Annotated in this window: 10 protein-coding genes; 1 reads left to right on the top strand and 9 read right to left on the bottom strand. The window is 51.1% G+C overall.

Features of this window, described 5'->3' with window-relative positions:
* Nucleotides 1-9: 9 nt before the first annotated feature.
* From RDV78_00360 to RDV78_00345, 4 genes are all read right to left on the bottom strand, one after another.
* Complete coding sequence (locus RDV78_00360) at nt 10-222, bottom strand: hypothetical protein (GenBank protein ID MDS1028951.1); 213 nt, start codon at nt 220-222, stop codon at nt 10-12.
* Nucleotides 223-354: 132 nt separating this feature from the next.
* Nucleotides 355-1,080: an N-acetylmuramoyl-L-alanine amidase gene (locus tag RDV78_00355; GenBank protein ID MDS1028950.1), complete on the bottom strand. Its 726-nt coding sequence runs from the start codon at nt 1,078-1,080 to the stop codon at nt 355-357.
* 22 nt (nt 1,081-1,102) lie between these two features.
* A complete protein-coding gene (locus RDV78_00350) occupies nt 1,103-2,575 on the bottom strand; it encodes a hypothetical protein (GenBank protein MDS1028949.1) in 1,473 nt (490 codons plus the stop codon).
* Complete coding sequence (locus RDV78_00345; protein MDS1028948.1) at nt 2,572-3,000, bottom strand: phage holin family protein; 429 nt, start codon at nt 2,998-3,000, stop codon at nt 2,572-2,574. Before RDV78_00345 ends, RDV78_00350 begins: the two co-directional genes overlap by 4 nt.
* A gap of 297 nt (nt 3,001-3,297) precedes the next feature.
* On the opposite strand from RDV78_00345, the gene RDV78_00340 reads away from it, so the two are divergent.
* Nucleotides 3,298-4,560: an IS110 family transposase gene (locus RDV78_00340; GenBank protein MDS1028947.1), complete on the top strand. Its 1,263-nt coding sequence runs from the start codon at nt 3,298-3,300 to the stop codon at nt 4,558-4,560.
* Nucleotides 4,561-4,725: 165 nt separating this feature from the next.
* Here the strand turns inward: RDV78_00340 and RDV78_00335 are convergent, their stop codons facing one another.
* From RDV78_00335 to RDV78_00315, 5 genes are read right to left on the bottom strand one after another with little or no spacing between them, the layout of a single operon-like run.
* Nucleotides 4,726-7,080 (bottom strand): hypothetical protein, encoded by a 2,355-nt coding sequence (locus RDV78_00335; GenBank protein ID MDS1028946.1) that lies wholly within the window; start codon nt 7,078-7,080, stop codon nt 4,726-4,728.
* Between the two features lie 14 nt (nt 7,081-7,094).
* On the bottom strand, nt 7,095-7,598 hold the full coding sequence (locus RDV78_00330) for a hypothetical protein (protein MDS1028945.1): 504 nt from the start codon (nt 7,596-7,598) through the stop codon (nt 7,095-7,097).
* Between the two features lie 15 nt (nt 7,599-7,613).
* Nucleotides 7,614-9,563, bottom strand: a complete 1,950-nt coding sequence (locus RDV78_00325; protein ID MDS1028944.1) for a siphovirus ReqiPepy6 Gp37-like family protein — start codon at nt 9,561-9,563, stop codon at nt 7,614-7,616.
* A gap of 2 nt (nt 9,564-9,565) precedes the next feature.
* Entirely contained in the window at nt 9,566-10,417 is an 852-nt protein-coding gene (locus tag RDV78_00320; GenBank protein MDS1028943.1) for a phage tail family protein, read from the bottom strand.
* Nucleotides 10,418-10,430: 13 nt separating this feature from the next.
* Nucleotides 10,431-13,175 carry a phage tail protein gene (locus RDV78_00315; GenBank protein MDS1028942.1) on the bottom strand — a complete coding sequence of 915 codons (2,745 nt, stop codon included), beginning with the start codon at nt 13,173-13,175 and terminating at the stop codon, nt 10,431-10,433.
* Between the last annotated feature and the right edge of the window lie 41 nt (nt 13,176-13,216).

Genomic DNA, 13,216 nt, shown 5'->3' with positions numbered 1-13,216 from the left:
TCAACGATTTCAAGGCATAATCTCAGCCCAAAATGGTGAGAAAGTTTTGCGGTTCAATTCGGTTATCTTGTTGAATTCCGACAAGGATATAAGTCCATTTTGAAGCATGGAATTGAGTATCCGCTGTGCTCTTACATAATCAACCTCACGCTGCAATTGTTCCTGTGGAACAGGTTTCTTTTCATAATTGATTTCTGGTATTGCACCTGTAACATTAGCCATGTATTTCTCCTCCAGTCTGAGAATCTCTGTTCTCACTACCCACTGGAGGTGAGAGAGCCGTTTTGACGAAAAATAAGTAAAAAAATAATGCCGATTAAAGGACAGAATCCTCAATCGGCATCATCATGTGTGTTATTCGCTATATTTGATGAAGGCATCGGTGAAGCCAGCCGCCTTAAGCTTTGCAAGCATAGCGTCTGCGTTTGCCTTGACGGAATATGCACCGACCTGCACACGGTAGTATTTTTTCGGCGCAGTCGATGTTACGGGAGCGGGTGCTTCCGTCGCCATCAGCCCAGCCTTTACATCAGCACGAAAAGTATCCATCGATTTACCGTGCTTGGGAAACCAGTGCATTACATCGCCGTGGTTGCTGGCAATCCCCAGCTTATAACCCTCACTATGGCAAATGATGTCCTTTTCTGTCAGTCCATACTGCTTGCAGAGATATACGCAAAGTTCGACTGCCTCTGTGTATACTTTATTAAAATAAGCCGCATCAGTTAAGCTATCCTCACAGATCTCAAATGATATATGCGTGTCGTTGCCGGAACCCTTAAAACCGCTGCCACAGTGCCAGCCGCGCATATTCCACGACAGGGTCTGATATGTGGCAATGGAACCATCCGCCAGCTTGCCGATAAAGGCATGGACACAGACCTGCCGACCGTCCGGTGTGTTCTGGTTCCAATGGTTGCCGTACTGGTTTTTACCCAGCAGTCCGTCATCTGGTCCGACGTAACGTTTCAGATTCGGGTTATTGGCTCCGGTTGAGTGAACCATGATTCCTTTGGGGATAATGGTCCGGCCTGCCTTGTAGCAGGCATTGTTAGTCAGAATAAGTTTATGCAGGTTCATAAAAAGCACCTCACAGTTCAAATTAATTATCAACCGCAAGTGCGGCTGGGTATAGATGATAGGTAAACTTCAAGTCGCAGTAAGCAGATGCTGATGTGCCATTGCTCCCGATGCGGATATACAGTCCGTAACCGGCAGGCACACGGCTTTGCCGCATGGCGATCTGAACGTGCTGGGCCTCTGCGGAGCTGTCCGAACCAATAGGCGTGCTCCTTGAGATACGAGTAAATGTCTGCTCGTCGTTTGAAATATAAATGTCCAGTTCCTTTTCGGTGGTATCTGATTGGCGGCAGATAGTGACTAGGTGGCAGTCATATGGCACCGGGATAAGAGGGTCACCTTGACCGCCGATTACAACGCTCCCGATGGGCAGGATCGTGTGTAGAGGACCTCTGACGCTGTTTGTGCCACCCGATCCGGTGGTATTCCCCGACAAGACATACCGCAGGTGCGGCATACGGGTGAAAGCATTGATGGTTGATGCGGCGGTGGAGGTCAGCGTCAGGACAGTGTTGGTATCCTCGGACTTTTCCAACAAGAACAGACTTTCTCCGGGGGCAATGGATATGTCCCCCACAGAAAACCGCTGTTTAGTCCAGTATCCCGTACAGGTAGGATGCGGATTTGTTCCGCTGCCGTAGGCAATGTTCGCCGCTTCCTGGACACCCCGTATGGCTTCGGCCAGCTTTTTCACGGTACTGCTGAGATTGCTCTGAATCAGCACCTGAACGGTATTTGCCGCAGGACTGCCCAAAGAGGTAACAAACGTATAAGTTACGCTGTCCAATACCATGTTGCTGCCCGCCGAGATCCCGTTAAAGGTGATGGACGCTCTTCGGCTCGCCATGTCCGGTGCCGAGGCTGTTTCGACCGGGTGCAGATGGTTGAGGATAATCCCCGTTCGGGTGTACAGCTTGTCGCGCATGCTCAACATTTCGCTGTGCGTAGTATCGAGAAGTGAATGGCTGTCATTTAGTAGCTCGTGTGTGGTATTGAGCAACGTGTAATTGTCGCTTAGCAGTCCGTGCATAGTGCCAAGCAAGGTGTAGTTATCATTTAACAGGTTGTAGGTGAGATTGAGCAGCGCGTAAGCGTCGTTCACATCGATTGCCGCAAGGGCAGAAAGCACCTGATTCAACCATTCCTGTGCGGGAGGCTCCGGCGGTTCGGCAATACCGTCCGAAAGAGCCTCCTCCACGATGGTGAGCACTCGCACGCTTTTCCCGACTACATCTTCATGGGTAACCCTGATTTCCAGTTGCCCCACGCCGACAATTTCGGTTTCTGTTGAACCGGGTGACCAGGTCAGCACGCCGTCTGAGTAGCTTGTAACTACGGGATAAGCGACGCCGTCCGGCCGTTTGTATATTGCGGTCAACGTCTTGCCGGGATATTCGTCGCCGAGCAGACTGGAGACATCAAACTCCAGCTTGCGGAAATGGTTCTCGCCACGCCGACCGATGAACACCGTCGCGGACTTTTTAAGATCAATCATGCACCATCACCCGGCTTTGTTGAATCGTCGCTCCGCCCGTGAAGCTGTTCCAAAGCTGCCTTGAGCTTGTCGGGGATAGGTAATCCCAGGTGCGCCGCGTTCTCCAGCATGGACACGCCCTCATTGGAGCAGTAGAAAAAGATAACGGCGGTACGAAGAACCTCGCCGTTTCCGATGAGATAGATGTCCATGATATGCCCGACGCCCACCATTGCGAAAATCAGCACCTTCTTGCAGATGCCCTTAAAGCCGACCTCGCTGGACAGCTTTTTGTCTGCGATGGCACACATGACGCCGGTAATGTAGTCCACGACTACGAACACGAACAGCGCGTAGAGGAAGCCGTCAAAGCCACCGAAAAACCAGCCGAAAAAGCCGCCTATCGCTGCCACTAATACTTGAATCCAGTTCCATACTTCTTTCATTATAACCATGCCTTTCTGCGAAAGGCACCAACGAGGAATGAAACGAAGGTGCCATTCACAACAATTTAGAATATTTGTGTTAAAATCGCTATGAGTGCAGTTAAACTACAGAACACGAGGAGGTAGGTGCGGTGCAGCTTGCTGTAACTGCGCTTCATTATAGGTTGTCGGACATTCTTTCAAGCACCAATGAGTAGGACTTTAAGCCTGTAAACTTATCTTTGTAAAAACGCAACTCGTTTTTAGCAGAATGTCCAGTCCCTGACTGCCCTTAAAATTACCTTGTGAGGTGTTGCTATGGGAAAACTCAAAATTGTATATCCAATCTGCTGCGGAATGGACGTTCACAGGGATTTTGTAATCGCCTGTATTGCATCTACTAATATTCAGGGAGTAACGCAATACCAATCACGCCGTTTCTCCACTTACTCGGGAGGTCTGCGTTTGCTTCGTGATTGGCTCTCATTCAATGATTGCCGGGACGTCTGTATGGAATCCACGGGAAAGTATTGGTTCCCAGTTCACAATATCTTGGAGGTCTCATGCAATCTCGTAGTCAGCCATCCCAAGTTTGTCAAAGCCATAAAGGGCAAGAAAACAGACAAAAAGGATGCTCAATGGATTGCAGACCTTTTCAAGCATGATCTTGTTCGCGGGAGCTTTATCCCTCCGAAAGATATCCGTCAACTCAGAGACCTTTGCCGCTACTGGTGTAAACTCACCGCCTATATGACGGGAGAAAAGAACAGAGCGCAAAATTGCCTTACCGTCTCCAACTTCAAACTCGATGACGTGTTTAGTAATGTGTTCGGGAAGAGCGCATCCGCCATCACCACTCAATTGTTGGAGCATCCAGGAGAAAGCTTTGATGTTACACCCTTCGTTGACGGTCGTTGCAAGACACCCATCGCTCAGATTCAAGAAGCTGTGGACGGTAGATTTGAACCGGAACAAGCCGAGAAACTCAAAATTATCCGTAACCATATGGATTCTCTTGAAAGACACAAGGCAGATTTGGAATCTTTGATTCTAAGTATTGCGGAAAAGTACATTCCGCAAATTGAGCTTCTCTTGACCGTTCCTGGCATAAACGATGCTTTTACCGCTATCCGTATTCTTGCAGAAATAGGTGCCGACATGTCTGTCTTCGAAACATCCAAACACCTCTGTTCTTGGGCGGGCCTTACGCCTCAAAACAACGAGAGTGCAGGTAAGAAGAAAACAACACGAATTGGAAAATCCGGCGCTTATATCAAGCCGCTCTTGGTACAGATTGCTCTTGCGTCAAGCCGCAGCGAAAAATATCCCGAAGTGCGCGGAAAACATCAGGCTTTGAAAAAGCGTCGCGGCGGAAAGAAAGCAACAATCGCCATCGCTCGCAGATTGTTAACGGCAATCTACCAGATACTGAAAAAAGGCGAGGCTTACAATCCATCTCTGTATTCTGTTGCTGACCACCTGCCGATTTCTCGACAAATCTCACAAGAGCAAGCCGTCTCTTTGTTAACTCGTATGGGTTATATTCTCACCGAATCTATTCTTATTCCAGTTTCTTCTTAATTCGCTGTTTCTCCTTTTTGACCGCCTTGTAGACGGTCTGTTTTGTCTTGCCCTTTTTTACTGCGCTTCAAGATTTTGTTTCAAACTTTACAAAACCTCCATATGTGAATTTTGGTATATAAAAAGCGCTCCCGCCACAGCGAGAACGCTGAAACATATATCTGGCTACAGGGACAGGAGCAGTTCCCGCAGCTGGTTCATGACCGCAGCTTTGGGTCGGCCGGTTCCAATGGACAGCCATGTTACAGGCGGGACATCAAAGACCGATGAGGAATCGAAACCGTTGACTACAGTAATGACGGGCTCGATGGCTTTTCGAAGCTCCGTAATATGGAATGGCCAGTTTTTGACCGTGGTTTTTCCGGCGGCAATGTCCTCATTCCAAATTGCGGGGGATAGACCGTAATAACTCCGCACGATGTTTACAGCAATTCGGAACGTCTTGATATGCGCTGCCTTCACATGAGTTTCGTTCGCGGTGATTGTCTCAAATGGTGTCGGCAGTACTGTAAAAGTCCGCACAACCGCAGGACTTGCTGACTCGATATCACTATCAAGGCAGCGGATGGTAATTGTGTGGTTTCCAGCTTCCAAAGTTTCTGCTTGATATATCGTTTTAGCACCGTTGCCGAGATAGCCGCTCGTGGAAAACCTCTCTGGATTATCTATGCTGTTGATCCAAGCACCCGCATCGATTTTCACTTCAACAATCTGTGACTGTCCGTCCGGCTCGATGCCTGTTGTAATCATAAAGCGCGGAGTGGAGTTGTAGATGGAACTGCCGGATATCGGACAGACGATAACGGGAGCAGTCGGAGGGCTATTTTTCTTCACTGTTCCACTGACTACATAAGAAGAAACAGCGTCTAAGGTATCGGTTACGCTGATTCGGTAGCGGGTATATGTTCCGATTATCTGAGAGGCATTCGCTGAATACGTCCCCGAGGTGGCACTTGATACAACGGTAGTCAGTGCTTCGTATGCTGACCAGTTTGTTCCGTCCGTGGAGGTGGCCCGCTGAATTACATACTGTTTGATAGCACTGGTTCCCGGCACTGCTCCGCTCCACGCAAGAGTTACGGTGCTTCCTTCATAGATCGCGGGCGTGGCAGTAAAGGATACCGGAGGCGTTGGCAGTGTGTTTTTGCGAACAGTATTGCTGGACACTGTCCAATTGGAATAGTAACTTTCACCGGCGGCACCTTGTGTTCGCACTCTGAACTGACGGTAATTGCCCCTTGTGGCAGGAGGACTGACGCTGACGCTATTGCTTGTCGCGGTGGTGTTTACCGTCATCAACGCTGTCCAATCTCCCCAGCTGCTGTTGTCGGACGAGTCCCTATAATGTATTTCATAAGACGTGATAGCATTGCCTGCGCCATCGGACGCGCCGCTCCACGAGAGGGTAACGTTTCCTTCAGCCAGTGCCGCACTCACCGAGCAGACGGTTGGCGCTCCGCAGGCTGTGACGTCGCAGTAGATACTGTTGCTGATTATCTCCACTGAATAAACGTCAAACGTATCTATCGTCCAAATGCCGAATTGAGTATACGTTCCCGGCGTGCTCGATACAGCCGGATTATAGCTGCCCCCGCTGGCCGACAATGTCAGCGTGGCCAGCACACTCCACGTGCTCCAGGTGCTGTTGTCTGTTGAGGTGCGCCTGGCGATCTGGTAGCCCTTTATTGCACTGGTTCCTCCTGATGCACCGCTCCAGGTCAGCGTGATTATCTCGTTACTGTATACTGCAGGAGAAGCAATGGCTGAAGTCGCCGGTTTTGGAGCGGTATTTCTGCGGACGGAGTTCGTGGATACTTTCCATCCGGAGTAGTAGCTTGCTCCTGCCGTTCCGCGTGTCCGTACTTGGAATCTACGGTAATTGCCTCTTGTGGAAGGAGGAGATGTAGCCACACTGCCGCTCGTTGCTGTGGTGTCCACAGTGGCAAGCGCCGTCCATGCTCCCCATGTAGAATTATCTGTTGAATCGCTGTACTGAATCTCATAACTGGAAATTGCATTGCTTATACCGCCCGACGCTCCGCTCCATGAAAGTGTAACCCCACCTTCCGAAAGTATTGGGCTTACCGAACAGGAAGTCGGCGCACTGCATGCTGTGGTAAGGAGTGCTGAACTTAACACCGTATAGCTTGAGTTGTCAATTACACCGGAAGAAAGCGTCAGCCTTCCGTCCGACACCACCTGAAAGCGCACACCCTGTGTGGTATTTCCAGTTGTGGAAGCACAGGTAACTGTAACATACCTTAGCCTCGGAGCGGTCCCGTCCCAGTCGTCTCCGTCCGCCGCCTTGATTCGCACTTGTGCGGATGAGCCGTTTACGGTCATAGTACAGAGCAGAGCGTAACCGCTGTGAATGTATGAGCCGGAGGAACCCAGCGCAGCTGAGATGGTGAAGTTGTAGGTCATCTGGCTGTTGTTCGGCCGGCTTTTAGAATAGGTTATAGTGTAATGTACGGTTGGGCTTGAACCCGCCTGTAAAGATACACCATTAATATCTGCCATTATCATTCGCCTCCTTATTCATAGACTGCTGTTACAAGAGAATTGACCAACCCGCAAAGGCTGGTGTTCAGTCTGGTATCGGTAATATTATTCGCGGCGATCGACGTGGCAGCAGCCGGTATTAGCACATCTGCGATACCAAGTTCATAGACATCGCTGGTCCTTGTCAGTGCCGGAGCTGACGGTGTAGCAGCGGGTGTACCAACGACGACAGCAAGCTGCATATTCCGGCTGACCTTGCTTAAACGAACCACGACCCGGTCAATTCGGGGATTGCTTCCGTTTGCTGTGGTGAGAGGTATATTTAAGGTGTCTGTATTTTCATACCGATACCCATTAATCCACGCACTTCCAGCCGCTACGCTCACCGCCAACCCGCTTCCCGGAGACACCTGAAGATTTGTAGCCGCCGTGTAAAATACACCGTTCGAGACAAGGCTTCCGAAATACGACGCGAAGTCCGCCGCGTCATAAATTCTGTCTCCATCCGATGAGTTGAAAAATCCGCTTTTCTCCATGTTGATTTCCTCCCGTTAAGCCCTCGCGTAAGAGCAGGATATTAGGTAATAGCCCGTAGGCAGAGTGGACGCAGCGGCATTCGCCACCACGCCGCTCGCGTTGATTGTAATCGGCATATTGGTACCGTTGCCACCCACCGCAGTCGCTACCGAGCGAACCGTCGAATAGGGGTAAAAGTTCGCGTTCGTGATTGTTAAAATCGTGCCGCCAGAGGCAACCCCTGAAGAACCCACATTAATCTGCATTCCGATTGAAACAACGCCCTTATTCACAAATGACATATTATAGCCCATGGTCACGCCGCTACCAAGCGAGTAAGTGAGGGATGTATCAGCTTCCTGAGCCATCTTTGCAGTAGTGACACCACCGTTTGCAATCCTCGTCCCTGACACCGGCGCGTTATAGACATTGTTAATGCTGGCAGCAAATGTGCTCCCCCGAACTGCAGCAGCTATGTCTGTAAGCGCGCCGAGCGGGAAGCCTAGCCAGTTCGCCGTGCCCGACGGATTGTTGTATACGAAAAGAGAAATTACATAAAACGTCATGGTATTTCGGGATATAAAGAAGCCCATTGCTCTCTGGTAACCCGTTCCTGTATTGTCACCATTGTGCTTAACCAGAAAAACATGCCCGTCGTCACTCGGCTGGTCGCTGAATTTGTTGCCGCTCCACGAAGTAAAATAAAAGGCATCTCCTGCTGCCATGTTGTGCAGGGCGTACTGGCCCGCCGAAATAGTACCCGCACCCACAGTTATTTCAAGCGCGGGAAGTTTTCCAAATAGGTTGTTCACTGTATCTGTAAAGGTTTCTCCTTGAATATCTGGGTCCACCTCCGACAGATCTCCCAGTGTTCCAGCCACTGTGTCCAGCGCTTCCGCCACCTGAGCTATGCCGGTCGGAGCCGATAGCGCCGTTTTGACCTCGCTCATGTCGGAACGGATCTTCTGCGCGATTGTAAGCTCAGCCTTTCCGAATACAACGCTGATGTTCAAACCGTCTGCGTCATAGGTTTCTTCAACTTCGGTGATACGCGTCGTCATCGATACGCCCCATGCCTTGGAGATAACTTTGACGGTCTGTCCAAGGTCGAAATCAATCTTGTAGGTTAAGTTGCCGTGAGGGTTCACCGATGTGTCGAACGAATAACGGATTCCCTGTTCGCTCAGCTTACTCTGTCCCCGAAAAATCAGTGCATCATTATAACCTGTACCGAAGTCTGCTTCCTGCAGGTCTTTGGCGTCCACAAATATTTCGTGCCGGGTCTCGCCGGAGCCGCTTGTAATGGCGGCAAATGTTCGGCTTTCTCCTTCACCTTCGCCGCCGATGAGAGCAGTATTGGCGTAATCCGCCGCGCTCTCGGTATAGCTCTGTTCCGTCAGATTCTCATATTCCTTGGAGAACACTGCCTGAGAATCAGCGCCCTTATACAGCGTTACGGTAAAGATACGTGTAGCCGGGGTAAATACGGTTTTAATTCCAATATCCGATGCAGTGCATAGTTCTGTTACTGTATCCATCAGGTTTCGGTACGATATCTGAGTACTGACGGGCACGCTAAGGTTCGGAGACGAGAAGACGATGCCATCGATTTTCCTTGCCGCGTCAGAGGGGCTGATTAGGTTATGATTTATTAGCTGCTCAACGCAGTCGGCGAGATCTCCGGATAGTACCTCGGTTTGCCATAAAATACGGCGGGAGAGTAATGAGGTAGCAAAGCGGCCGCTTGCCGTAATAATTTCTTTCTCCGCCTGAGCCATTTCGAGATGCTCAATGATTCCGGCTTCCTCATCGTCGTTCTTCCAGATGAAGTTTCCTTCTTGTAGAAGTGCGGTGTTTTCCGGCGTCGCGATGGCTTTCAGTTCAAAGGAGCCGCACTGTGAATAACGTCTCGTCCATCGCAGGTATTCAAAGGATTCCACGATACCTGTAAGCTCCCGGTTTTGATTGTAAATATACAGTTCCATACTCACACCCCCAAAAACTGCGGACGGTAATATATGCTGACCTCCAGCAGCTCCATATTGACTGAAGCGTCGTAGCGCAGAGTATTAACTCCGGCGGCAAGCTGAAAGAACGCCGAACCGGTATCCAATAGTGAGAAAGCGTTTGTCACTGTTGTGCCGTTGACGCTGACGACACGTTTGCCGGCGAAATGGGTGTATACCCTGAGTTCATCTCCGGTGTTCATCGTCGTAAGGAGACGGATGTACTCCCCGGTGTCCATGTTCAGCAGTTCAGGATTCGTCACCGTTCCCAGAGCCCGAAAAACAATTTCACAGCCACAGGAAACGTCGCCGATGTTGTCTACCGTGATGATCTGGCTCGGCTGGCGCATTCCGAATTCCATGCCGCTTTCGGGCAGCTCCAGTTCAAATTCGAACAGCGGTATCCAGGACGCCAGTTCTTCACGCACTTCATCCTGTGTCTCAAAGAAGGGCGACGGGCAGAGCAGACTGACAAAGAAGCTGGGTATCCGCTGCCGCGTGGAAATCGTAAAGCCTGCCTCCTCTACAACACAGGTAATTTGCCGCTCCCGGTACAGAAGCGTTCCACTCACCTTGGGACTGAAAATTTGAAGAAAGTGGTGCCTTTGCGCATAGGCTTCATCAGGCGTGTCCGCTATGACTGTGCCTTCCAACGTAATATTGCGCATATCCAGCGTAGAGGATATATAAAAAGCACCGTCCTGATCCGGCGCTTTGAAAGTGTTGACGGTCTGGCGTATGTCGCCTATGCCGTCTATCTTCTTAAGAAAATACGGGCGGCCCTGTTTGAGCGTAATGCTTTTGCCATTCGCATTGATATAGGTTAGTTCCATAGCCGTCCCTCCTTTAATATTCCAGTGCCAGCTTGCGTGAGAGATTCTTGAATTCCCGCACCAGTTCCTTTTCAGACAGCGCCTTTGGCGTGACCACGGAAATGCTCTGGTTAATGGTAGTGCCGTTTGCGCTCAAGCCTCTAGCGTCCCGTGCAAGGGAGCCGGATAAGTTGAGCCCGGCATCCACATCGAAGTCTGTAGGAATAGCGTTCTTCATATCTTCGCCGACGCGTTCCATAGCCCGCTCAAAGCCCACGCCGATACCGAGGCCCATATTTTCACCGAGTCCAGCAAATACAGTGGACGGAGAATTGATGCCGAAGAACTTCTTGATCTTGCTCATCACGTCCCCAAAGAAGCCGGATATTTTCTCCCACAGCCATGCGGCCGCGTCGTTGATTCCTTTCCACAATCCCTTGATCAGTTCAAGTCCAGCCTTGGCCAACTCGGGTACACTTTTCACAATTGCCTTAACGATGGCAACGATGATCTGAGGGATGGCCTTTACGACCTCCACGATGATCGTCGGAAGGTTTGCAATCAGAGCCACCAGCAGCTGCACACCTGCGAGAATAATCTTGTCAATGTTCCCGAGAATGGCATTTACCAGCGAAGTGATGATTTTCGGGATCGCCGCCACGATGGTAGAAATGATCATGGGCAGGTTATCAATGAGGGCGATAAAAAGTTTGATACCCGCATCGACGATTAGTGGTATCGCTTCAAATACAGCGGTCAGGATACTGTCGATGATTTTTGGTATAGCCTCTACAATCGCGTCAATGATTTCGGGCAGTGCCTCCACCAGAGCGGTCAGCAAGTCAATGCCTGCCTGCACGATCTGCGGCAGTGCGTCCAGCACAGCGCCAACGATTCCGTCGATGATCTGCGGCACAGCTTCCAATATCTGCGTGATGATAGTGGGAAGCGCCTGAATGAGGGATACGAAAAGCGCAACACCCGCCTGTACGATTTGGGGTATATTCTCGGTGATCACCGTGACCAGTGCCTGAACAATCTCCGGAATGACCGCGACAATCTGCGGAATAGCATCGGTGACAAACTGGATCAGCGCATCGATGACGGCTGGCAGAGACTCAATCAGAACCGGGATTGCGTCGACGATGCCCTGCGCCAGACCGAGCACCAGCTGGAGTGCCGCGTCAAGGAGCAGAGGCAGGTTTTCGATGAGAGCAGTCACGATCTGAGTTACGGCAGACACGGCAGCCGGAATAAGTTCGGGCAGCGCCTGCGCGATGCCGTTGACCAGCGTCGCAATCATTTGCACCGCCGCTTCCACGATGGCGGGAAGATTGGCGATGATGCCGTTCACTAATGCCAGAACAAGCTGGAGAGCGCCCTCCGTGATACCGGGTAAAGCAGAAATCAGCCCTTGAAGCAGGGTCATGACAATCTGTGACGCTGCGTCTACCAACATGGGGAGATTGTCCACGATAGCCCCGCCGATGCTGGATACGATGCTCATTGCCAGCTCGATAATCTGCGGGAGCTGCTCCATGATCATGTTTACCAGACCGCCCACTGTATTGCCGATTACCTCGCTGATCTTCGTCCAGTCGCCGTTGGCCTCATTCAGACCCCGGGTGAAATCACCCAGCAGGCTTACACCGTCATCGGCGAGAATCTGAAGCTGTGGCAGGAGCACCATACCGAGGACGTTCTTGGCCGCTTCGCCGCCGGACTTGAGCCGTTGCATAGAATCGTCAAACTTAGCGAGGGACTCCAGCGATTCCTGGCTCATAACGGCACCCATAGCCTTGGCTTCTTCAGTCAGCTGCTGGATTCCCTCCGAGCCCTGTGCGATCAAAGGATTCAATTCCTGAGCCGATTTACCGAAAAGCTGCATGGCAAGGGCGTCCCGCTCGGTTTCGTTGGATACGTTCCCCAATGCATCAATGGCTTCCCAATACACTGTCTCCGAATCGCGGAGGTTGCCGCTGGCGTCGGTGACGGATATACCCAGCGCCTTATACGCTGCCGCAGTGCTGCCTGTACCAGCCTGGGCGGAGGTCATTGAGCGTATATTCCGGGCCATGCTGCCCGTCAAGGTTTCCATCGAGGTGTCGACCAATTCGGCAGCATACTGATACGCCTGGAGCGATTCGGTGCTCATACCGGTGACAGTAGACATGGTGATGATATCGTCCGCGTACTGCGATGCGCCAACGGTCATATCCGTAAGGGCCTTAGCCGCTCCGACCGCAGCTGTGCCTACAGCCGCAAACGCTGCTCCCATCGCAACGCCGATGCCTTTGAGTACCGAGCCGAGTTTTTCAAGTTTACCAGAGGATTTCTCCACATCGGCGGTTGACTCTTCGACAACGTTGCCGAATTCATCGACTTTCTGTCCGGCGTCGTTATAGCCGCGATTAACATCCTGGAGAGACTTCTCGTTATCCGCGAGTTCGCCCTCCATGCCGTTGAGCTCAGCCTGCGCCTTGTTCAGCTGAATCTGCCAGTTCTGCGTGCGCTTGTCGTTTTCTCCGAAGGAGGACGCGGCATTATCCAGCGCGGCTTTCAGCATAGAGATTTTTTCTTTCTGGGCGTCGATTCCCTTGTTGAGAACCTCATTCCGGGAGGTGAGCGCTTGCACAGACTTGTCGTTTTTATCAAACTGGCTGGTGACAAGCTGCATCTCCGAACCGAGAACCTTGAAGTTCTGGTTGATATCCGAGAGCGCTTTTTTGAACTCACGCTCGCCCTCGACGCCGATTTTCAAGCCAAAATTGTCTGCCATACATGCTCACCTCCCTAAATGCCCGGCGGAATGATATCGTC

Source organism: Bacillota bacterium LX-D, assembly GCA_031628995.1.
Taxonomy (GTDB): Bacteria; Bacillota; DUOV01; order DUOV01; family Zhaonellaceae; genus JAVLUO01.
The sequence above is the reverse complement of the archived record's forward strand: the minus strand, read 5'-3'. Positions and strand labels throughout refer to the sequence as shown.